We start from the raw sequence: 21,566 nt of genomic DNA, 5'->3' as shown, positions 1-21,566 counted from the left end.
AGGGTGCAATACCGAAGATAGTCGGTCATCGCCGGTCACGGACCGACCGTTTTCCGCAGATCTCGTGATGCAGGACACCCCGCCCGGAGACACCGGAGGGGAAGAGCCGCCATGGCCGGACGGGAGGGACCGCCGATGCCGGACGGGAGGGACCGCCGATGCCGGACGGGAGGGGCCGCCGGGACATCACCCCGGCGGCGCCCGGCCCCTCTTCCGTCAGTGCTCGCGGGGCGCCGGGACGACGGTGTCCGGGTGCACGGTGAGCAGCTGCCGCATGGCGGCCTCGGCGGCCGCGCCGTCGGCCTGCGCCAAGGCCTCCACGATGCGCGCGTGGTGGGTCAGCGAGGTCTCGTTCGGCCGGTCGCAGCCGGTGACGGGACCTCCCGAGACCTGGAGGGCGGACGAGACGATGCCCGAGAGGTGCTCCAGCATCCGGTTGCCGGCGACCTGGATGAGCAGGGAATGGAACTCGGCGTCGGCCCGGGAGAAGGTCAGGGCGTCGCCCTGGGCCACCGAGTGGTTCATGATCTCGACCATGTCGGCGAGGCGTTGCTGGACGTCCTCCCGGCCGTGCCCGGCGGCCAGCCGCGCGGCGAGCGGCTCGATCGTCCAGCGCAGCTCGGTCAGCTCCCGGCGCTGGTTGTCGCGCTGGGGGCCGAACGCCCGCCATTCGATGATGTCGGGGTCGAGCAGATTCCAGTCACTGACCGGCCGCACCCGCGTGCCCACGTTGGGCCGGGCGCTGACCAGACCCTTCGCCTCCAGCACGCGGAGGGATTCACGGACGACGGTGCGGGACACCTCGAACCGCTGACCGATCTCCTCGGGAACGAGCGGCCGGTCCGCCCCCAGATCACCGGAGACGATCATCTGTCCCAGCTGTTGCACGAGTTGGCCGTGCAGTCCACGGCCACGGCTTCCGGCCGCGCGGCGGGCGCCGACCCGGCCAAGCTCCGGTTCGGCGTCCCAGGAGGGCACGCCGACCCTGTCCGCCGTGGGGCCCTCGGCGTAGGGGTAGCGGTCGATTTCACCCGCGCCGGCCAGGCCGGAGTCGGCGGAGCGGGCGGCGGTCATCATGGTGTGCGCAAGGGTACTCACGGAATCTTTTGTCGGCGCCGGCGCCAACTCCCTTGAGCGCTTTGGTGAAAAGCACACGAAAGGGTGATCGCTCACCCCGTCTCAATTGACGCCTTATCGGAAAGAAATGTGACGTTCCATGGCGAGTTGGGGGTACGGGGGGACTCCGAAGCGTCGAGCGGTCACCTTCGGCCCCGTTCCGGACGCTGCCGGGCCACCCTGCGCAGCCCCGTGAACAGGTACGCGCACACCAGCGCCGCGAGCGACAACGCCATGGCAAGGCCCATGGGTTGGCCGATCACCCGCAGCGCCTCCCCGGCCGTTCCGGGGCGGCCGAGGTGCCACCGGGCGAGCAGTTCACCGCCCCACCGCAGCGGGCGTCCGGCCCCCGCGGCGGGCAGGAGGAGTCCGACGGCACGGTCGGCCAGGGGGGTCGCGACGACGGGGACGGCGAGCACCGCGGCCAGCCCTCCGGCGACGGACCGGAAGAGCCCGGCGGCCAGGACCCCCGCCCACGCGCACGCCGTCACCAGGGCGAGCCAGCCCGCCGCCAGGGCCGGCCACCCGGGGGGCAACGCGGTGTACTCCTCGCCGAGGAACAGCCGCAGCAGCAAGGCGTCGACGACCACGGCGACGAACGCGGGCACGGCGGCCGCCGTCGCCGAGACCAGCAACTTGGCGACCAGCAGACCCAGTCGCCGCGGAACGGTGCCCCGGTCGACGGCGAGGGCGGGGTAACGGAATTCGTGGCCGGAGGAGAGGGCCCCGAAGAGCCCGGCGGCCAGTGCGGCCGGCGGCAGGGGCAGCTGCGCGGGCCAGGCGGCGAGCAGTTGGGGGTGCGGGGTGTGGCCGATGCGGGCCAGCACCAGGGTGACCAGGGCGGAACTCAGGACGACGGCCAGGGCGGTACGCGCCCAGACACCGGTGCCGCCGGCCCGCCGGCACTCGTAACGCAGTGGCCGCGACGGCGAGAAGGGGCGGCGGACACGGCGCGGGGGGCGCCGCGGGCCCGCACCGGGGATGCCCTCCCCGGAGGAGGTCCCCTCGGGAGGCGGCCCCTCGGGAGGCGCTCCCTCGGGGGACGCGCCCTCGGGGGGCTGCCCTTTCGGGGAAACCATGAAGGGGGCCGCCGCGGGGAGGGACACAGCGGCGGCGTCGTCGGCGCGTGCGGCGGACCTCCCCGCGGCCCACGCGTCCCGCGGGATCCCGGTGGCCTTCCCGGTGGGCGGTACGGCGGCCGCCCCAGGCCCCATGTCCCCGGTCTCCTCGGCGAGTTGATGGATCAGGACACCGTGCCGGTAGGCGGTCTCGCCGATCTCGGCGCAACTGCCGCCGTAGACCGACAGGAGCGCACCGCCCTCCCGGACCACCTCCACCGGGCGACGGGAGGTCCGCGCCTCCTTGGCCAGCAGGTCCGCGAGGCGCGCGGCGTGCGGGGTGCGGACGGCGACGCGGCGGCGCAGGCGGGCGCGGGTGAACTCCTCGACGTCCTGACCGGCCACCACGCGGCCCCGGTCGAGGGTGACCACCCGGTCGGCGACGCGGGCCGCCTCCCGCGGATCCGCGGTGGTGAACAGCACCACACCTCCGTGGTCGGCGTGGCGACGCATCTCGGCGTGGAGCCATCGGGCGTCCTCGGGAGCGAGGTCGGCGGCAGGTTCGTCGAGGACCAGGGCGTGGGGCGCCGCCAGCAGGGCGCACGCCATGCCGAGCCGTCGGTCGGCGCCGCGGGAGAGGGAGTCGAGCCGCCGGTCGCGCAGTTCCACCAGGCCGGCCCTCTCCAGGAGTTCGTCGGCACGGGCGGCGGGCACCCCGGCGGCCGCGCAGACCATGCGGAGGTGACCGCGGACGGTCCTGGCAGGGTGGCCCGGGACGTCGCCGAGGACCGCCCCCACTTCGCGCAGCGGGGCCGGCGACGCGTGCAGGGGGCGGCCCCTGAAGTGGGTGACGCCGCGTCCCGGCCGCAGTTCCAGCATGAGTTGGAGAACCGTGGTCCGGCCCGCACCCGGCGCCCCGAGGAGTGCGGTGACACGGCCGGGAAGCGCCTCGAAGGAGACGTCGTCGACGGCGGGCGGAAGCTCCTTGCGGGGGGCACTGGTCAGTCCGATGGCCTTGATCACCCGTAGCAAGATAGCGCGATACGCGTTATCTGCTTACAGTTTGCCCGTTTTGCCTTGCCGTTGCCGGGAGAATTCCCCGAGCGTGCGACGGCATGAGGACGGCCGGGGCGCCTGGCCTCAGATCTCGGGGCGCAGCATCGGCGGGTTGAGCAGCGTGGCTCCGCCTGCGCGGAACAGCTGGGCGGGACGGCCCCCCTGACGGGTGGTGGTGCCTCCGGTCGGAACCAGGAAGCCGGGCGTGCCGGTGACCTTGCGGTGGAAGTTCCGCGGGTCGAGGGTGACGCCCCACACCGCCTCGTAGACACGGCGCAGTTCCCCGACGGTGAACTCCGGCGGGCAGAACGCCGTGGCCAGCGAGGAGTATTCGATCTTTGAGCGGGCTCGTTCGACTCCGTCGGCGAGGATGTGCGCGTGATCGAAGGCGAGCGGCGCCTCCTGGTCGGGGCCGCCGTCCCCGGACGGCTCGAGCAGTTCCTCCACGGGGGCCCAGCGGGCGTCTCCGGCGTCGCCGCCGGGGCGCGGGGCGGGGAGGTCGGGGGCGAGGGCGAGGTGGGCGACGCTGACCACCCGCATCCGGGGGTCCCTCTTCGGATCCCCGTAGGTGGCGAGCTGTTCGAGGTGGGCGCCGTTGTCCTGCGGGGGTTCCGCGGGGACGACGGGGTCGTGCGCCCGCAGGCCGGTCTCCTCGTGGAGTTCGCGCGCCGCGGCCTGGGTCAGGTCCTCGTCCTCGCGCACGAAGCCTCCGGGAAGGGCCCAGCGGCCCTGGAAGGGGGGCTCGCCGCGACGGACCGCCAGTGCGCACAGTGAGTGACGGCGCACGGTCAGCACCACCAGGTCCACGGTGACGGCGAAGGGAGGAAAGGCTGACGGGTCGTAGGGCATGCGGCGATCATAGTCGTCTGCCTGACGATAAACACCGCTTCGGACCGAACCCGCAGTTGGAGACAGCCGGCGCCCTGAGGCCGCCGGTGCGGCCCCGCGAAGCCGGGCCCGGCGGCCGGGACGGCACGGTTCGTGGGTCCCGCGGTCCGGGTCGGGAGAGACCTCGCCCATCGGTGTCACGCCTTGGCGGCGCAGAGTGACCGTGCCGGACGGGACCGTCAGGGCGGCCACCGACGTCGGCGGCCGGGACTCCGGCCGCCGGCGACCCGCGGACGGACGCCGGCCACCGCGGGTACGGCGGTCAAGCGGGCGGCAGCCGCAGGACGACCCGGCCTGTCAGGGGCACGGAAGCGCACGGCGAGGCACGGCACGGCGAGTGCATGGCACCGGGAGGCGAGGCCGAGCGCAGGAGAGGGCGCGGGACGACCCGGCACGGCGAGGAGAGGCACGGCCAGGCCAGGCCAGGCCAGGCCACGGTGCGGGACCGCCGGCGCGATCCTGGAGAACCGTCCGGCGGGGAGTGCGCGGCACCCCTCGCCGGAGGTCCCGGGCGGTCGGTGACCGATCACCTCGGCAGCGTCCGGCGAGCCCCGCGACAGAGGGCCACCATCCGTGAGAGGCGATCCCGCGCCCCGCACGGCCCGGTCACGGGGCGCCCTGGCGGTGGACCTGCCGAACACGGTTCCACCACCCGGCCGAACCGCGGATCGGCCCGTCGACCAGCGCTCCACGGGGCATCCGAACCGCCACTCACCTCTCCTCACCCGCCCCGCGCCCACCCCTCCCTCGCCTCACACCTCACGCCTCACACCCCTCGTCTCACATCCCTCGTCTCACATCCCTTCCCGCCGCCTTCCGCCGCGAGCCCGCCCCAGCGTTCCGGGTCCACCCGCGGGCCCACCTCCTCCGCGCGGGCGGCTGAGCCGGGCATCGGCACGGCCGGGACCACGCCTGTTGCCGTGGGGCCGGCCGCGCGGGGGGACGCGGCAGGACCGAGGGCTGCCGGTCGCCCCGCCCACGGGCGCCAGCTCGACGGCGGCCGTCTGCCCCGCGGCCTCCGCCTCCGGTGACGTCCCGCCGCCGGGCACCCCCGGCTCGTCCTCCGGACCGCCTGCCGGCCGGGGAGCCGGCGCCGTGGCCGCCGCGGAGGCGGTGCCACCACGGGCGCCGGCCACGCTCTCGTCGGGCACCGTCGCCACGGCCGCCGTGAACTCGCCCGCGCCCGCCCCGTCCACAGGATCGCCGACGGACGCCCCGCCCGGAGGCTGCTCGGTCGCCGTCCCACCCGAGGGCGCCCCGGCGGATGCCCCGCCTCCGCCGCTCCCTTCCGGGGGCGCGCCGCCCGCCGCGGACCGCCCGGCCGCGGCCCCGATCCGGCGTGCCCGTTCCTCGCGCAGGCAGCTGCGGACGGACTCGGGGTCCAGCCCTTCGTCGATGGCCCGGTGCAGCAGGCGGGCGAACAGGTAGCCGGGGTCGGCGGCGAGCGCCATCGCCAGGGCCTCCCGCGCCTCCACGTCGTCCCCCGTGGACCAGGCCACCCAGCCGGCCAGGGTGAGGGGCGGTGCCGCGTGCTCGCCGTAGGAGCCGACGCAGCGGCGGGAGAGCGCACGCCAGAGCCGGAGGGCGGGGTCCGCCTCGGTCCCCTCCATCCACTCCGCCGCCCGGTCCCGGGTGGCGCGGTCCTGGAGTCCGAGGATCAGCCCCGCGGCCTCCTCGTCGGTGAGGAGTGCGTCGTCCCGGAGGTCCGCGTCGAGCGGATCGGGCCGCGGCGGCTCGGCGGCGTAGCGGCGGTGGGCACGGGCCGCCAGTCGCATGGTCCGCTCCGCCACCTCCGAGCGGCCGTCCGCCTCGACCAGGCGCGGCAACAGCTTCGCGGCCGTCTCGTCCAGGGCGGTCTCCTGGGCCGCCACCGCCTCCCTCCCCTCCCACGGGCGCAGCCGTACCCGCATCTCGCCCAGGGAGCCGCGCACCCTCAGCCCGGCGTAGGTCGCGGCGGCGGCCAGCGCCGAGGTGCCGGGAAGGCCCATGGGTCTGCCCTCCGCCGGGCAGCAGTGCTCGTCCGAGCAGCAGTAGGACCAGTAGCGCCCTCCGGAGAGGCACAACGCCTCGACCACCGGCACGTCGAGCTTCCCGCACTCGGTGCGCAGCAGCTGGGCCAGCGGCCGCAGGCGTTCCATCACGGCCCGCCCGGTGCCGCCGGGCGCGGGCTCCTCGCACACGTAGGCCACCATGCCGGTGACCGCGGAGCCCCGGCGGGCGCTGCCGGTCACCAGGCCGAGGGCCAGCTGCCGGGCGGCCGCCTGCCAGTCGGAGGATGCGGCCGGGATGCCGAGCCGGGCCCTGCCCCCGAACCGCCCGTGGTCCCCGGAGTCGTGCAGGGCCACCAGGACCATGCTGTCCTCCGGCCGGTAGCCGAGCAGGTAGGGCAGGGCGTCGGCGAGCTCCCCGGTGCTCCGCAGGGTGACCTGCCGAAGGACGGAATCAGCCGAATCACCCCCGCTGGTCTCGTTCGTCTCGTTTCCAGAGGAACCAGTGATTTCGTCGCGATTTGTCATGCGGCGACGATACGGCCGATCGCCGCCTTCACCCGTTCGGCTGTGGACGACGGCCTGTGCACAAACTCCGTCTGTCGCCGCCGTCCTGTTTGATGGGGTCATGGACCAGCACCACGACACCACGGAACTGCGGAGCGAGGCCGACGCCGTCCTCGCCCGGCTCGTCGGCGACCCCACCGGACGGGCTCGACTGCGCGAGGACCAGTGGCGTGCGGTCGAGGCGCTGGTCGCGCACCGCCGACGCGCCCTGGTGGTGCAGCGCACGGGCTGGGGCAAGTCGGCGGTGTACTTCGTGGCGACCTCGCTGCTCCGGGCGCGCGGCAGCGGCCCAACGGTGATCGTCTCTCCGCTGCTGGCGCTGATGCGCAACCAGGTCGACTCGGCCGCGCGAGCGGGGATCCATGCCCGGACCATCAACTCCGCCAACCAGGAGGACTGGGAGACCGTCCAGGCGGAGATCGCGGCCGGCGCGGTGGACGTGCTGCTGGTCAGCCCCGAGCGACTCAACAACCCGGACTTCCGCGACCACGTGCTGCCCGCCCTGGCGGCCACGACCGGCCTGCTGGTGGTGGACGAGGCACACTGCATCTCCGACTGGGGCCACGATTTCCGCCCGGACTACCGTCGGCTGCGCACCATGCTCCAGGAGCTGCCCGCGGGCGTGCCGGTGCTGGCGACCACGGCCACCGCCAACGCCCGCGTGACGGCGGACGTCGCCGAGCAGCTCGGCACCGGAGCGGTCGGGGCGGACTCCGACGCCCTGGTGCTGCGCGGCCCGCTGGACCGGGAGAGCCTCAGCCTGAGCGTCCTCGAACTGCCGGACGCCGCGCACCGGCTGGCCTGGCTGGCCGACCGTCTGGACGACCTGCCGGGCTCCGGCATCGTGTACACGCTGACCGTGGCGGCGGCCGAGGAGGTCACGGCGTTCCTCCGCCGTCGCGGGCACACCGTGGCCTCGTACACCGGGAAGACCGAGAACGCCGATCGCCAGCAGGCCGAGGACGACCTGCTGCACAACAAGGTGAAGGCGCTGATCGCCACCTCGGCACTCGGGATGGGCTTCGACAAGCCCGACCTCGGTTTCGTGGTGCACCTGGGCTCGCCCTCCTCCCCGATCGCCTACTACCAGCAGGTGGGCCGCGCAGGCCGCGGTGTCGACCACGCGGAGGTGCTGCTGCTGCCGGGCCAGGAGGACGCCGCGATCTGGAGCTACTTCGCCTCCCTGGCCTTCCCCCCGGAGGAGACGGTCCGGCGCACCCTCGACGTGCTGGGCGCCTCCGAGCGGCCTCTGTCGCTGCCCGCCCTGGAGCCGCTGGTGGAGCTTCGCAGGTCCCGGCTGGAGACCATGCTCAAGGTGCTCGACGTGGACGGAGCGGTACACCGGGTGAAGGGCGGCTGGATCGCCACCGGGCGGCCCTGGAGCTACGACGCCGAGCGGTACGCGTGGGTGGCCCGGCAGCGCGAGGCGGAACAGCAGGCGATGCGTGCCTACGCCGCCACCGACGGCTGCCGGATGGAATTCCTGCGGCGTCAGCTGGACGACGAGGAGGCCGCGCCGTGCGGCCGCTGCGACAACTGCGCGGGGGCGCGCTTCACTGCCGACGCCTCCACCGGGTCGGTCGACGCCGCGCGTTCGAATCTGGCCCGGGCCGGCGTCGAGGTGGAGCCCCGCAAGATGTGGCCCACCGGCATGGCGGCCGTGGGCGTCGACCTGAAGGGGCGCATCCCGGCGTCCGAGCTGTCCGGCGAGGGCCGCGCGCTCGGGCGGCTGTCGGACATCGGCTGGGGCAACCGGCTGCGTCCACTGCTCTCCCCGCAGGCGGCCGACGGACCCGTGCCGGACGACGTGGCGCGCGCGGTGGTGGAGGTGCTGGCCGACTGGGCGAAGGGGCCCGGCGGCTGGGCTCCCGGGGTGGAGCGGGCCCAGCCCAGGCCCGTGGGGGTGGTGACGGTCGCGTCCCGTTCCCGCCCGCGGCTGGTGGGCTCGCTGGGCGCCAGGATCTCGGAGGTGGGCAGGCTGCCCCTGCTGGGCGCGGTGGAGTTCACGCAGGACGCCCCGCCACCGCACCGGAGCAACAGCGCCCAGCGGCTGAAGGCGCTGCACGATTCGCTGACCGTGCCGCCGGAACTCGCCTCGGCGCTGGCGGGCGCGCCGGGACCGGTGCTGCTGGTCGACGACTGGACGGAGACTGGATGGACGCTCGCGGTGGCGGCCCGGCTCCTGCGCCGGGCCGGTGCTCCGGCGGTGCTGCCGCTGGTGCTCGCCGTCCAGGCCTGACCGGACCGCGCCCGCCGGTGCGCCGCGGCCGCGGTGCCGCCGCCCCGGTGCCTGCCGATGCCACGGTGCCGGCCGCCCCGGTGCCGGCCGACGCCGCGGTCCCGGCGCGCGCGGCGCCGTCCGCCCCACCGCGAGTTCCGCCTCGCCATCGCCCGCCCGGCCTGCCGGGTTCCTCCGACCGCGTGGCCGCCGACTGCCCCAACCGCGCGCCCGCGACGCACCCGGACCCGGGATCCTTGGGGCGTCCGCCACGCACCGGACCGGGACATCCCCCGGGCACCCGTCGCGCACCGCACCGGGGCACCCGCGTCGCAGCCGCGGAGCCCCCGCGGGGCGTCCGGAGACGTCCCGGCCTCGACACCCGTGGCCGGTCTCCGCGACCTCCCGTGCGCCCGACGGGTCGGCGTCGCGCCTCGGGAAGGCGCAGCTCACCGGGGCAGTACACGGAACCCGAGCGTCCCCGTTACTCTGTGCGCCGGTTGGCGCGCCCACGCGGCGGGGATATTGGCGGCGGAACACCAGAAAGCGGTCAGCGGCCCCAATTGCTCGTTGCCGAGGTGCAGTTCGAGGGCAAGAATTGAGATCCGCCCCCGCGTTGACCCGCCGTCGAACGGTCGGGAGCCTCGTGGTGCGCGCTCCCCCGAATCCGACCCCGCCCGCGCAGTGGGCATTCTGCCGAAGGGAGGACCGTGACCTTCGGATTCGCCCCGTCCTCCGCGGCAGCCGTGTCGACGTCCGCCGACCCGTCCGCCGTGTCCGCCAGTCGCCTGCTAGAGCCCGCGGAGTGGAGCGCCGCCGGTGTGCCGCTGTTGCGCAATCCCCGCGAGGTCGTCAACGGCCTGCACTCCAGGCACCTGCCCGAATCCGGCACGGCCGTGGTGGCCGTCCTCGACCCCGACGAACGCATGCGCGCCAGCGCCTCGTTCACCCGCCGGCCCGGAACGACCGCGGACGGCTGGATGTTCCGCAACGCACTGCTGGCACAGCTGCGCCGGGTGATCCCCCATGACCTGCGCCGCCGCAGGCCGGTGCGCACGGCGGTGCTGTTGTACTGCCGGGAGGGCGACGGCCGCTGGACGGAGGAGGACGGCGCCTGGATGTGGGGTCTGCGCGACGCCTGCACGCTGCACGGGCTGCGCTGCGGCGCCTACATCACGCTGACCCGGGACGGCTGGCAGGTCCAGGGTGAGGGCCGCGGCGGCCGGCGTCCGCACACGGACTCGCCGCCCGAGCTGTTCGGCGGCGCGGCACCCGTTCCGCTCCCCCGCACGGGCGGAGCGGTGTCCGAGATGCTCCGGCGCGCGGCGGCCCGCTGAGGGGCGGGACCGCCGGGCGCACGGGACGACCGGACCCGCCCGCGACGCGGGCGGTCCGGGATCAGACCCCGGCGCCCAGCACCGCGTTGACCCGCTGCGGCTCGCCGCAGACGACCAGCAGGGTGCCCGCCCGGCGCAGCGCCGCCGGCAGGGCCGCCGCCACCGCCTCGTCGGTTCCGCCGTTGACGGCGATCACGGCCACCGGACGCGGCGTGAGCCGGTCCAGCGCGGACGCGTCGGCGTAGAACACGTCGTCGCCGGCGGCGTGCTGCGCCCAGTAGGCGTCCTCGCCGAAGGAGAGTTCGTGGACGGCCCACGGGTGGGGGTCGCCGGTGGTGATCACCAGGACCTCGCCCGGGGCACGGCCCGAGTCGAGCAGCAGGTCGACGGCCTCCTCCGCGGCGTCCAGCGCGCCGTCGAGCGGGGCCGGGATCAGCTGTATCTGTGGGGTGGCCACGGAGGCCGACGGGGCGGCCTGCGGTCCGGGCTCGGGGGTCGTGCGCTGCGCGGACGGCGCCGGGCGCGGACCCGGCCGACCGGGACGCGCGGCGGCCGCGGGGCGCGGACCGGGGACGGGGCGGGGGGTCGGCATGCTGTGGCTGGGGGCCGGAGCAGTGCTGGGACCCTGGGCGCGCTCGGGAATCTGGGGCTCCTCGGGACTGAGAGGCATGGCCTGATGTCTATCAAATGTCGGTGCGCCCCACGGGAGCGGGGGCATGTCAGGAAGGGAAACCGCGGGAGGCGGACCGGTCAGAAGTCGAAGCCCAGTTGGCCCTCGATCTCCGGAACGCTCGCCTCCGCCCAGGTGCGGACCTTCTTCAGGTGCCGCCACTGTGGCAGCGCATCAAGATACGCCCATGACAGTCGGTGGTAAGGGGTGGGGCCCCTTACCTCCAGCGCGGCCCGGTGGACCGGGGACGGATAGCCGGCGTTGGCGCCGAACGCGAAGTCCGTGTGCGATGCGCCGAGTTCCGCCATCATGGCGTCCCGCTCGACCTTGGCGATCACCGAGGCCGCGGCGACGGCGACACAGCTGCGGTCGCCCTTGATCACCGTGCGGACCTGCCACGGGCTGCCCAGGTAGTCGTGCTTGCCGTCGAGGATCACCGCGTCCGGCCGGACCGGAAGGTCCTCCAGCGCACGCACCGCGGCGAGCCGCAGCGCTGCGGTCATGCCGAGGTCGTCGATCTCCTCCGGCGAGGCGTGTCCCAGCGCATAGGCGGTGACCCAGTCGCGGAGCGTCCCCGCGAGTTCGTTGCGCCGCTTCACGGTGAGCAGCTTGGAGTCGGTGAGGCCCTCGGGCGGGCGGCGGAGACCGGTGATCGCCGCGCAGACGGTGACCGGACCGGCCCATGCGCCGCGGCCCACCTCGTCGACACCTGCGACGATCTTGGCTCCGGTCGTGGCGCGGAGGGAGCGCTCGACGCTGTGGGTGGGTGGTTCGTACGGCATGACGTCTTCAGACTACGCCGCCCTCCGGCGGGTGGAACCCCCGGCCTCGCCAATTCCTGCCACCTCCCGCCAGCGTTCGCTGCCGCACATACGACCACGGCGCGCGGGCCCTACCGGGGAGGGGCGGGAACCGGTCCGGACATCCGGGGGAACCGAGGCGCGGGTCGTGGAACAGCCGGTGACGAAGAGCCGATTCGGTGCGCGGCGTTCAAGGATCACGATCCCGCCCCTCGTCGGCCGACGGCACCGACGGCCAGCACGTCGCAGAAGCGAACGCCCGCCGGACGCCGAACACCGAGCGGGGCGGGGCGGAGGGCGGCCCGTCCGGCCGTCCTCCACCCCGCCCCGCTCCGGCCCCGCCCCGCTCCGGCCCCGCCCCGCTCCGGCCCCGCTCCGCCCGGCTCCGTCTGCGTGCGACCCCGGACCGCGCATCACCCGTGAGGGCTCACTCGTAGTAGTCGTCCTCCCAGCGGTCACCGGTCCGGCAGGCCGCGGAATCGAGTTCCACGGGCCGCTCGGCGAGAATGCCGCGGGCCTCGCGCTCACTCCAGCTGGTGGCGTACCAGGGGGTGCCGTCGTCCAGCTCGTCGGTGAACTCGGCCAGCAGACAGCTCCGCAGCGGCTCCTCCAGGCGGTCGAGGGCCGGGACCGCGTCGACGGACAGGCCCTCCAGGTAGGTCTGGTCCAGCTTGCCGTCGGCCGTGTACCGCTGGACGTTGTGTTCGGCGATCATCGCGTCGGGGGACATCAGGCCGAACGCCAGCACGCCGGCGGCCGCGGAGGCGGCGACCGCACGGGGCAGCCACCGGGCGCCCCACACTCCCGCCGCCATGACCAGCACGATGACCAGGCCCAGCCAGAACTCCATGGCGAACACCGAGATGCGCAGCCGGGTCAGCCCGTAGGCGTCGACGTACATGTCCATGCGCCGCACCGCGGACGCCACGACGACGAGCGCCAGCACGCACAGCACCCCGAGGACGCTCCGCACGAGGACGCGGTCACGTGGGCCCGACCTCGGGGCGGTGCGGGCGGCGACGACCACCACGACCAGGAACAGCAGCGTGACGACCAGCAGCTGCCAGAAACCCTGCCGTGCGTACTCGGAGTAGGTGAGCCCGGTCTTCTCCAGCACCGCGTCGTAGCCACCGAACAGCACCGCCAGCTGCACCGCGTTGAACGCCGCGAACAGCGCGGTGAGGACGACCAGCGGCAGCGCCCACTCGGTGCGGCCGCGCGGGCGCCCCTCGGGGATCCGGGTGCGGTCCCACGGGATGGGCGCGGCGGCGGTCCGGGCGGCGGCCAGCGCTCCCACCAGGCCGAGCGCGAAGGTCACCAGCCGCAGCGGCCCGTCGGCCGGCCCTTCCAGGTCGGGGACCAGGTTGCCGAGCAGGTCCGCGAAGGCCGCGTCGGCCCCGGCGAACAGTGCGCCGAAGACGACGAGCAGGACCACTGCCACGCCGGTTCCGCGGAGCACCGGCCCCAGCCTGCCCGACGTGCCGGCGGCCCGCGCCTTGACGCCCCTGAAGCCCCACGCGACGCCGTTGACGGCCGCCGCGCACAGCCCGAGCGGGGCGAGCAGCACGGCTGTCCAGGATCGCCCGCCGTTGAGGGCGAGCGCGCCCAGCGCGAAGGCCCCGGCGACGGCGAGGAACACCGGCCAGCCGGCGTCCCGCAGCGCGGGCACCGTCAGCAGGGCGAGCCCGGCCACGGCCCAGACCACCGTCCAGGGCCGTACCTCTCGCTCCGCGCGGCGGGCGGCCCCCCAGGCGGCCACCGCCGCGGGTACGGCCGCCAGCAGCAGATTGATCCCGAGGCCGTCGGCGAGCACCAGGCAGGCGACCAGACCCGCCGCCAGGGCGGCCCAGAGCGTGACCGTGCCGACGGCGGCCGGGGCTGCGCCCTTCACCTTGTCGAACCAGCCGGGCGCCGGGGGCGTCGGCGGACGCGGCACGGATCCGGGCGGTGGCGGTGGCCACGCGGCGGCCGGCGGCTGCCGCCTCTCCTTGGCGCCGGAGGTGTCCGGCCCACCGCCGTCCGGCCCGTCCTCGGGCTCCCCCTGCACCGGTATGTCGGACAACTCGACCCCTCCCCCACCGCATCGCGGGCGAAGCCCGGCGACCCCGGCGGAGGCACGCCGGTGCGGCGTGGGCGGGGGTCTCGGTGCGGTGTGTCGTCGTCGTGGACGCCGCATGATCGACAGGCGCCGGGCGCTCAGGCTAGCCGCGCCTCGCCGGGCTGCCTCCGGGCGGAGGATCCTGTGGCAACCCTGTGGCATGTCTGTGACACAACAGGGGGCGGATCGGGGCAGCGGCAGGCCGCACGGGGGCGCCTCCGGCCGCCGCGGCGCGCCGCGGAACGTCAGCCCACCGGCGCCGGCACCCACTCCGGCACCGCCTCGGTCCGCTCCCGCCACTCGGCGGGCGGAGCCCCGGCGGTGCCGGCCGCCGCGACGACGCCGCCGACCACGGCGCAGGTGGTGTCCACGTCACCGCCGGCCCGCGCGGTCGTCCAGAAGGCCCCGCGGAAGTCGCCCGCCGCCCGCGCTGCCGACCAGAGCGCGAAGGGCACGGTGTCCTGGGCGGTGCTGCGGCGGCCGCAGCCGACGACCGCGGCGACGGTGGCGGGGTCCTCGTAGTCGAGCAGCGTGCGCACCCGCTCCAGACCGAGGGCGACCATGCTCCGGGCCGGCAGCAGCGCCAGGACCCCGTCGATCAGTTCCTCCGGGCGGTACGCGCCGGAGGACCGGGCCGACAGCGCGGCGGCCGCCGCGACGGCCTGCGCTCCTGCCACGCCTTCGGGATGGCGGTGGGTGATCACCGCGGAGAGGGTGGCCTCGCGGACCGCGCGCTCGGGGTCGTCGGCGAACCAGGCGCCCAGCGGGGCGACCCGCATGGCCGCGCCGTTGCCCCAGGAACCCTGGCCGTCGAAGAGGGCGCCGGACAGCTCGCGCCAGTCACCGCCCTCACGGACCAGGCGCAGCATCCGGTTGACGGCCGGACCGTAGCCGCGGTCGAAGTCGTGGTGGCGTGCGAAGGCCGTGGCCAGCTCGTCCTGGTCGACGGCGTCGTGCGCGGCGAGGACGGCCACCACCGAGCAGGCCATCTCGGTGTCGTCGGTCCAGCCCCACCGGCCGGGCGGGAGTTCGCCGCCGTGCAGCAGCGGACCGTTGGCGGGGACGAAGAACTGGGAGCCGAGGGCGTCGCCGACGGCGAGGCCGGCCAGGGAGGCGAGGGCACGGTCCAGGCGTGCCCCCGGTGCGGGAGAGGGGTCATGGGTGGTGGTGGTCACGCTGCCATCCTGCCGATCGGCCCTGCTGCCGACCAGTGCCTTCCGGTACCGGCTCGCGCCAGCGGTCGAAGGGCCGGTCCAGGGCGTACTTGCCGTTCTCCCCGAGAACGAGCATGCGTGTCTCGCCGTTCCCCGGGTTGGAGAGCGACTCGAACTCGTCGACGGTCCAGTGGAACCAGCGCATGCAGAACAGCCGCATCGCCAGGCCGTGGGTGACCAGCAGGACGTTCGGCGGGTGGTTGGCGTCCTCGAAGCTGCGGAACAGGCTTTCCAGGAAGCCGCCGACCCGGTCGTAGACGTCGGCGCCCGACTCGCCCTGGGCGAAGCGGTAGAAGAAGTGGCCGTAGGCGTCGCGGTTGGCCTTCTGGCGCGCCACGTCCGCCCGGTCCTGCCAGTTCCCCCAGTCCTGCTCACGCAGCCGGGGTTCTTCCCGGATCCGCACCCGCGCGGGATCGAGGCCGAACGCCTGGAAGGTCTCGTGGGTGCGGCGGTAGGGCGACACGTAGACGCTCACCCGCTCCTGCCCGAACAGCTCACGGAGTCTGCGTCCGGTCTCCTCGGCCTGCCTCCAGCCCTGGGCCGTGAGGGGGAGGGCGTGGTCCGGGGTGCGCTCGTAGATGGAGTCGTCGGCGTTCCCCTCGGACTCGCCGTGCCGGACGAGGACGATGCGGCGTGGTCGGGCCATACCGGAACCCTAGATCGGGAACGTGACACATTCCTGTCGTGCGCTGGTCATGTCGCCCACGGGTCCCCCCGGGTCGGGTCCCTTGTCGCGGACCGTCACCCCCCGCTCGCGCCGCGTCGCCCCACGGTCGCCCCGGCCACGTCAGGGGCGGGCGGCGGGGACGACGGTCCAGCCGGGCTCCAGATCGACTATGTCGCCGTCGAGATCCGCGACGTCCGCCTCCAACTGGGCTCGCAGTGAGAGCCGCTCGATGCGCTCGGTGCGGTACTTGGCGCGCTCGGCCGCCGACTGCCACATGGAGAGGATCAGGAACTCGGGCCCCGGAGCCTCGGCGAAGATCCCCCGCACCATGCCCGGCGAACCGGCCATGGCCGGGTTCCACACCTTCTCCTGCATCAGCGCGAAGTGCTCGGCACGCTCCTCCCGCACCCGGCAGTGGGCCACGCGGACCCGGTCCGCCTCGGCGAACCGCGGCTGGAAGCCGGTCTTCACGTCGAACCGGTGGGTGAAGAGCCGGACCCGGGTGTCCCGGTAGGTGCCGGCCTGTGCGGTGGCCAGCCGGTCGTGGGAGAGCGCCATGAACGAGTCGTAGAGCACCCGGCTCTCCCAGAAGGAGAAGAGGTGCACGACGCCCGGCCGCATGCGGCTCCAGCCTCCACCCTGCCCCTGGAAGCCGGACTCGCCGCGCAGACCCGCCCATTTCCGCTGCCCCTGTTCGAACCCTCGGGGGTCCGTCACCGTGCAGCGAATCCACTTGACCAGCACCGCGCCATCGTAAGGCCACGGGACGCGCCACTGGAGGGCGCGAACTACCGGCGCACTTCCCGGTGATGACTCGCACACGCGTGGCAGGATGGACAACCGGCTTTCTGCGCGGTCCTGTTGGACCAGGGAAGTGGGCAACTCGCCGTTCCGCCAGGAGCGTCGGAAGGCCTCAGGGACCCAGACCCAGGGAAGGGGAGAGCATGTCCGGCAGCGCTTCCGGCATCGGCAAGGGGATCGCCAAGGTCGAGGTGTCACTGAAGTGGGATCCCAGCCCGATGGGGCAACCGGCCATCGACCTCGACCTGGTGGCGGCGGCCTACCGGCACGACGACCCGCACGGCGCGCCCGTGTACGTGGTGCACTTCGACAGCCGCTCGCCGGACGGCACGATCACCCTCCACCGGGACAGCCGGGACGGCAAGGGATTCGGCTGGGACGAGGTGATGACGCTGGAACTCGGCCGTCTCGCGGAGCGGTTCGGCCGCGTCGTGGTCGGTGCGGTCATCCAGCAGGGCACCGTGGAGCGCGCCTTCTCCGAGGTCCCCCACGCCCGGTACCGGGTGGCCGAGGGGCACCTGGCGCTGGCCGAGGACGACTTCGCGGCCGTCTCCGGCGCGCAGGCCGCCACGCTGGCCGAGTTCGTCCGGGAGGGCGGTCGCTGGCAGTACCGTCCGGCGGTCCGCGGCTTCGACGACGCGGAGCGCTTCCCCCAGGCCATGGGCGCCGTGAGCGGCGGCTGACGACCCGCCCCGACGCCTCCACGCCCCTGGCGGGCGCCGCCAGGGGCGTGGAGGCGGCACGGGGTCCTACGAGCCGCACGGCGCCTGGGCCTCGCCGGACGGGGCCGGCCCGTCGTCGAACGCCCGCAGTCCCGTACCGGACATCGTTCCGGACGCCGGTCCGACCATCGTCCCGGCGAGCCGGATCATCGAAGCGTCACCCGCCGCCAGGGCGTTCCGCGCCGTCCCGCACCAATCCTCCCGGTCTAGAAGCGCCAGGTAGCCGTCCCGGTGGACCTGCCACCGGCGGACCGGGGCGATCGAGCCCAGGTCCCCGCCCTCGCCGAGGTCTCTCACGAGGACGGCGGCGAGGTGGTAGCGGTCGGGAGAGGGCCCGAGCCGGTCGAGGTGACGCAGATGTGCCGCGAGCAGCGCCTCGGCGTCCGGACAGGTGCTGAGGGTCATGCCCATGCCTTGGCTCCACATGAGCACGTGCAGGAGCCTGCCGGCATGCTCCACGATCTCGGGGTCCACGTCCGCTCCGGCGAGAGCTTCCCGCAGACCGGCGGCCCGGGCGACCTTCCCGGCGAAGTACCCGTTGAGGAAGTCGCCGTCGACCGCTGCCCGCAGCAGCCACCGCCGGACGTCCGGGCGGCCGTCGACCAGCCGGCAGAGCGCCTCGACCACGTACACCCGCCCCCAGCCCGCCACGCGGTCGGCCAGCCAGAGCAGCGCCTCGGCGCCGCCCGGCAGCCGCTCCAGGGCGTGCGCGGTGAGCGGGGCGAACGTGTCGGAGAGCAGGCCGACGGTCTGGAGGTACGGGATGTCGTCGGCGGTGCCCACCGCGGCGAGCAGCGCGGTGCCGACGATCACGTCGTCCATGTCGGTGCCGCGCCTGACGAGCCGGCGCCCGGCCTCCCGTGCCCGCGCCGGTGCGCGCAGCGCGGCCTCACCGACGCACGGGACGGGATGGATGGGCACGTGCACGTCACGGAAGCGGCCCGCCAGACGCTCGGGCGGCGCCTGAGGGCGGGTGAAGTGCTCGTCGAGGACGGCAGCGACACCGACGCCGATCAGCTCACGCCTGGGCGGGTGCTCCGGCCGTGGCCGTCGGCGACGGTCCTCGTCGTCCGGGAAGGGCTCGCCGGCACGCGACAGCGGGGCGTCGGGGGTCAGCCGGTGCAGCCGGAGGGCGTGGTCGAACAGCGGGGTCCTGGATCCGGGAAGCTCAGTCCCGGTCGCCTCGCTCACCGGCGGAGGGAGGACTCGATTCTCTCGATCATGTCGATGAGCCTGCCAGCGCCTCACCCCGGTGGCAAGCCTGGGTGACACACGCGACGGCGGGAGGAGCTTTCGCTCCTCCCGCCGTCGGTGTGCTCAGCGGATCGCGTCACCCGTCGCGGTCACGCGACCTCGCCCGCCGTCAGCTGCAGCCGCTGGTGGAGCCGCAGCCCTCGCAGACGTAGCAGGAACCGGCGCGCTGCATCTTGGTGCCGCAGGAGAAGCACAGCGGGGCGTCGGCCTGGATGCCCAGCTGCATCTCGACCAGCTCCGCGTTGGTGTGCGACTCACGCGGCGCCGGCTTGGCGGCCGGGGCCTCGGCCTTCGGCGTCACCACGGGCGCCGACTGGGCGAGGGTCTCGGTGTCCAGGTCGTCCTCCTCGAAGATCGGCTCGTAGGAACCGGTCTCCAGGTGGCGCTGGCGCTCCTCGGCGGTGTGGATGCCGAGCGCGGACCGCGTCTCGAAGGGCAGGAAGTCCAGCGCCAGGCGGCGGAAGATGTAGTCGACGATCGACTGCGCCATCCGCACGTCCGGGTCGTCCGTCATGCCGGCCGGCTCGAAGCGCATGTTGGTGAACTTCGAGACGTAGGTCTCCAGCGGCACGCCGTACTGCAGGCCCACCGAGACGGCGATCGAGAAAGCGTCCATCATGCCGGCGAGGGTCGAGCCCTGCTTCGACATCTTCAGGAAGACCTCACCGAGACCGTCGTCCGGGTAGGAGTTGGCGGTCATGTAGCCCTCGGCGCCGCCGACGGTGAAGGAGGTGGTGATCCCGGGCCGTCCCTTCGGCAGGCGCTTGCGCACCGGGCGGTACTCGACGACCTTCTCGACCTTCGCCGGGGCCTCGGCGACGGGCTCGGCCTTCTTCTCCTCCTTCTTCTTGGCGGAGAGGGGCTGGCCGACCTTGCAGTTGTCGCGGTAGATGGCGAGCGCCTTGACGCCCAGCTTCCACGCCTCGAAGTAGATCTCCTCGACCTCCTCGACGGTCGCCGTCTCCGGCATGTTGACCGTCTTGGAGATGGCGCCCGAGATCCACGGCTGGATCGCGGCCATCATGCGGACGTGGCCCATCGGGGAGATGGCGCGCTCGCCCATGGCGCAGTCGAAGACCTCGTAGTGCTCCGGCTTGAGGCTCGGGGCGTCGATCACATTGCCGTGCTCGGCGATGTGGGCGACGACCGCCTCGATCTGCTCCTCCTGGTAGCCCAGGCGGCGCAGGGCCTGCGGCACGGTGCCGTTGACGATCTGCATCGAACCGCCGCCGACGAGCTTCTTGAACTTGACCAGGGCCAGGTCCGGCTCGACGCCCGTGGTGTCGCAGCTCATGGCCAGACCGATGGTGCCGGTCGGGGCCAGGACGGACGCCTGGGAGTTGCGGAAGCCGTTCTGCGCGCCGAGGCGCAGGACGTCCTGCCAGGCCTCGGTGGCGGCGGCCCACACCGGGGAGTCCAGGTCGTCCATGCGTACGGCCACGGCGTTGGCGTCGGAGTGCTGCTTCATCACGCGCTGGTGCGGCTCGGCGTTGCGGGCGTAGCCGTCGTACGGGCCGACGACGGCGGCCAGCTCGGCGGAGCGGCGGTAGGCGGTGCCGGTCATCAGGGAGGTGATGGAGCCGGCGAGGGCGCGGCCGCCGTCCGAGTCGTAGGCGTGACCGGTGGCCATCAGCAGGGCGCCGAGGTTGGCGTAGCCGATGCCCAGCTCACGGAAGGCGCGGGTGTTCTCACCGATCTTCTCGGTGGGGAAGTCCGCGAAGCAGATCGAGATGTCCATCGCGGTGATGACCAGCTCGACGACCTTCTGGAAGCGCTCGACGTCGAAGGACTGGTTGCCCTTGCCGTCGTCCTTCAGGAACTTCATCAGGTTCAGCGACGCGAGGTTGCAGGACGTGTTGTCCAGGTGCATGTACTCGCTGCACGGGTTCGAGCCGTTGATCCGGCCGGACTCCGGGCACGTGTGCCAGTGGTTGATGACGTCGTCGTACTGGATGCCCGGGTCGGCGCACGCCCAGGCGGCCTCCGCCATCTTGCGGAAGAGGCTCTTGGCGTCGATCTCCTCGATGACCTCGCCGGTCATCCGGGCGCGCAGCCCGAACTGGCCGCCGGACTCCACGGCCTTCATGAACTCGTCGTTCACACGGACCGAGTTGTTGGCGTTCTGGTACTGGACGGACGTGATGTCGTCGCCGCCCAGGTCCATGTCGAAGCCCGCGTCGCGCAGGGCGCGGATCTTCTCCTCCTCCTTCACCTTGGTCTCGATGAAGTTCTCCACGTCGGGGTGGTCGACGTCGAGGATGACCATCTTGGCCGCGCGGCGGGTGGCGCCGCCCGACTTGATGGTTCCCGCGGAGGCGTCGGCGCCGCGCATGAAGGAGACCGGGCCGGAGGCGTTGCCGCCGGAGGAGAGGAGCTCCTTGGAGGAGCGGATGCGGGACAGGTTCAGGCCTGCGCCGGAACCGCCCTTGAAGATCATGCCCTCTTCCTTGTACCACTCCAGGATCGACTCCATGGAGTCGTCGACGGAGAGGATGAAGCAGGCGGAGACCTGCTGCGGCTGCGGCGTGCCGACGTTGAACCAGACGGGGCTGTTGAAGCTGAAGATCTGGTGCAGCAGCGCGTAGGCCAGCTCGTGCTCGAAGATCTCGGCGTCCGCGGGCGAGGCGAAGTACTGGTTGTCCTCGCCGGCCTTGCGGTACGTCTTCACGATCCGGTCGATCAGCTGCCGGAGGCCGGTCTCCCGCTGCGGCGTGCCGACCGCGCCGCGGAAGTACTTGCTGGTGACGATGTTGACCGCGTTCACCGACCAGAAGTCGGGGAACTCGACGCCACGCTGCTCGAAGTTGATCGAGCCGTCGCGCCAGTTGGTCATGACGACGTCACGGCGCTCCCAGGCCACCTCGTCGTACGGGTGCACGCCGGGGGTGGTGTGGATGCGCTCGATGCGCAGTCCCTGCCGGGCCGCAGCAGCCTTGGATCCCTTGGCTCGGGAACCTCGTGCCGGACCGCTCGCCGTCTCTGTCATGCCGCCTCCCTGTATCGGGCAAAACGCCCTGAAGTGCCGCGTTCTTCCCGTGGCACGGATCTGTCCTGTTCGCCGCGGAACGCCCTCGCTGCGTCCTCCGCGACCTGTCTTTCCTCCACCGCCGCC

General features: G+C 73.7%; 15 protein-coding genes. 3 read left to right on the top strand and 12 right to left on the bottom strand.

The window, feature by feature from the left end:
* Positions 1-216: 216 nt before the first annotated feature.
* From GBN72_RS30890 to GBN72_RS30875, 4 genes are all read right to left on the bottom strand, one after another.
* Positions 217-1,098, bottom strand: coding sequence for a FadR/GntR family transcriptional regulator (locus GBN72_RS30890; RefSeq protein WP_174887235.1), 882 nt, complete (start codon positions 1,096-1,098; stop codon positions 217-219).
* Positions 1,099-1,259: 161 nt separating this feature from the next.
* The gene (locus GBN72_RS30885) at positions 1,260-3,197 is read right to left on the bottom strand and encodes an ABC transporter ATP-binding protein (RefSeq protein WP_151775278.1); all 1,938 of its coding nucleotides are present in this window, start codon (positions 3,195-3,197) and stop codon (positions 1,260-1,262) included.
* 117 nt (positions 3,198-3,314) lie between these two features.
* Positions 3,315-4,079, bottom strand: coding sequence for an NUDIX hydrolase (locus GBN72_RS30880; RefSeq protein ID WP_151775277.1), 765 nt, complete (start codon positions 4,077-4,079; stop codon positions 3,315-3,317).
* Positions 4,080-4,912: 833 nt separating this feature from the next.
* On the bottom strand, positions 4,913-6,634 hold the full coding sequence (locus GBN72_RS30875; protein ID WP_151775276.1) for a DUF4192 domain-containing protein: 1,722 nt from the start codon (positions 6,632-6,634) through the stop codon (positions 4,913-4,915).
* Between the two features lie 100 nt (positions 6,635-6,734).
* Between GBN72_RS30875 and GBN72_RS30870 the strand changes: the two genes are divergently transcribed.
* Positions 6,735-8,912: a RecQ family ATP-dependent DNA helicase gene (locus GBN72_RS30870; protein WP_151775275.1), complete on the top strand. Its 2,178-nt coding sequence runs from the start codon at positions 6,735-6,737 to the stop codon at positions 8,910-8,912.
* Between the two features lie 689 nt (positions 8,913-9,601).
* Complete coding sequence (locus GBN72_RS30865; RefSeq protein WP_151775274.1) at positions 9,602-10,228, top strand: hypothetical protein; 627 nt, start codon at positions 9,602-9,604, stop codon at positions 10,226-10,228.
* Positions 10,229-10,289: 61 nt separating this feature from the next.
* On the opposite strand, the gene GBN72_RS30860 is transcribed toward GBN72_RS30865, so the two are convergent.
* From GBN72_RS30860 to GBN72_RS30835, 6 genes are all read right to left on the bottom strand, one after another.
* Positions 10,290-10,898 carry a hypothetical protein gene (locus GBN72_RS30860; protein WP_151775273.1) on the bottom strand — a complete coding sequence of 203 codons (609 nt, stop codon included), beginning with the start codon at positions 10,896-10,898 and terminating at the stop codon, positions 10,290-10,292.
* Between the two features lie 80 nt (positions 10,899-10,978).
* Positions 10,979-11,680 carry a ribonuclease HII gene (gene rnhB / locus GBN72_RS30855; RefSeq protein WP_151775272.1) on the bottom strand — a complete coding sequence of 234 codons (702 nt, stop codon included), beginning with the start codon at positions 11,678-11,680 and terminating at the stop codon, positions 10,979-10,981.
* 445 nt (positions 11,681-12,125) lie between these two features.
* Positions 12,126-13,874: a DUF4153 domain-containing protein gene (locus GBN72_RS30850; RefSeq protein ID WP_151775271.1), complete on the bottom strand. Its 1,749-nt coding sequence runs from the start codon at positions 13,872-13,874 to the stop codon at positions 12,126-12,128.
* Between the two features lie 167 nt (positions 13,875-14,041).
* On the bottom strand, positions 14,042-14,971 hold the full coding sequence (locus tag GBN72_RS30845; protein WP_151775270.1) for an ADP-ribosylglycohydrolase family protein: 930 nt from the start codon (positions 14,969-14,971) through the stop codon (positions 14,042-14,044).
* On the bottom strand, positions 14,952-15,656 hold the full coding sequence (locus GBN72_RS30840; protein WP_151775269.1) for a histidine phosphatase family protein: 705 nt from the start codon (positions 15,654-15,656) through the stop codon (positions 14,952-14,954). Before GBN72_RS30840 ends, GBN72_RS30845 begins: the two co-directional genes overlap by 20 nt.
* A 141-nt stretch (positions 15,657-15,797) precedes the next feature.
* Positions 15,798-16,421 (bottom strand): YdbC family protein, encoded by a 624-nt coding sequence (locus GBN72_RS30835; protein WP_151775268.1) that lies wholly within the window; start codon positions 16,419-16,421, stop codon positions 15,798-15,800.
* A 200-nt stretch (positions 16,422-16,621) separates the two neighbouring features.
* On the opposite strand from GBN72_RS30835, the gene GBN72_RS30830 reads away from it, so the two are divergent.
* Complete coding sequence (locus tag GBN72_RS30830) at positions 16,622-17,161, top strand: TerD family protein (protein WP_151775267.1); 540 nt, start codon at positions 16,622-16,624, stop codon at positions 17,159-17,161.
* 66 nt (positions 17,162-17,227) lie between these two features.
* On the opposite strand, the gene GBN72_RS30825 is transcribed toward GBN72_RS30830, so the two are convergent.
* Positions 17,228-18,391, bottom strand: a complete 1,164-nt coding sequence (locus tag GBN72_RS30825) for a hypothetical protein (protein ID WP_174887234.1) — start codon at positions 18,389-18,391, stop codon at positions 17,228-17,230.
* Positions 18,392-18,563: 172 nt separating this feature from the next.
* Positions 18,564-21,440: a vitamin B12-dependent ribonucleotide reductase gene (locus GBN72_RS30820; protein ID WP_151775266.1), complete on the bottom strand. Its 2,877-nt coding sequence runs from the start codon at positions 21,438-21,440 to the stop codon at positions 18,564-18,566.
* Positions 21,441-21,566: the final 126 nt, after the last annotated feature.

The organism is Streptomyces abyssomicinicus (genome assembly GCF_008974245.1).
GTDB classification, from domain to species: domain Bacteria; phylum Actinomycetota; class Actinomycetes; order Streptomycetales; family Streptomycetaceae; genus Streptomyces; species Streptomyces abyssomicinicus.
The sequence above is the reverse complement of the archived record's forward strand: the minus strand, read 5'-3'. Positions and strand labels throughout refer to the sequence as shown.

What these genes read in the sequence shown, in the direction of transcription:
- GBN72_RS30880 (WP_151775277.1), bottom strand. Translation starts at nt 4,079, where the DNA reads ATGCCCTACGACCCGTCAGCCTTTCCTCCCTTCGCCGTCACCGTGGAC.
- GBN72_RS30875 (WP_151775276.1), bottom strand. Translation starts at nt 6,634, where the DNA reads ATGACAAATCGCGACGAAATCACTGGTTCCTCTGGAAACGAGACGAAC.
- GBN72_RS30870 (WP_151775275.1), top strand. Translation starts at nt 6,735, where the DNA reads ATGGACCAGCACCACGACACCACGGAACTGCGGAGCGAGGCCGACGCC.
- GBN72_RS30860 (WP_151775273.1), bottom strand. Translation starts at nt 10,898, where the DNA reads ATGCCTCTCAGTCCCGAGGAGCCCCAGATTCCCGAGCGCGCCCAGGGT.
- rnhB (WP_151775272.1), bottom strand. Translation starts at nt 11,680, where the DNA reads ATGCCGTACGAACCACCCACCCACAGCGTCGAGCGCTCCCTCCGCGCC.
- GBN72_RS30850 (WP_151775271.1), bottom strand. Translation starts at nt 13,874, where the DNA reads ATGCGGCGTCCACGACGACGACACACCGCACCGAGACCCCCGCCCACG.
- GBN72_RS30840 (WP_151775269.1), bottom strand. Translation starts at nt 15,656, where the DNA reads ATGGCCCGACCACGCCGCATCGTCCTCGTCCGGCACGGCGAGTCCGAG.
- GBN72_RS30830 (WP_151775267.1), top strand. Translation starts at nt 16,622, where the DNA reads ATGTCCGGCAGCGCTTCCGGCATCGGCAAGGGGATCGCCAAGGTCGAG.
- GBN72_RS30820 (WP_151775266.1), bottom strand. Translation starts at nt 21,440, where the DNA reads ATGACAGAGACGGCGAGCGGTCCGGCACGAGGTTCCCGAGCCAAGGGA.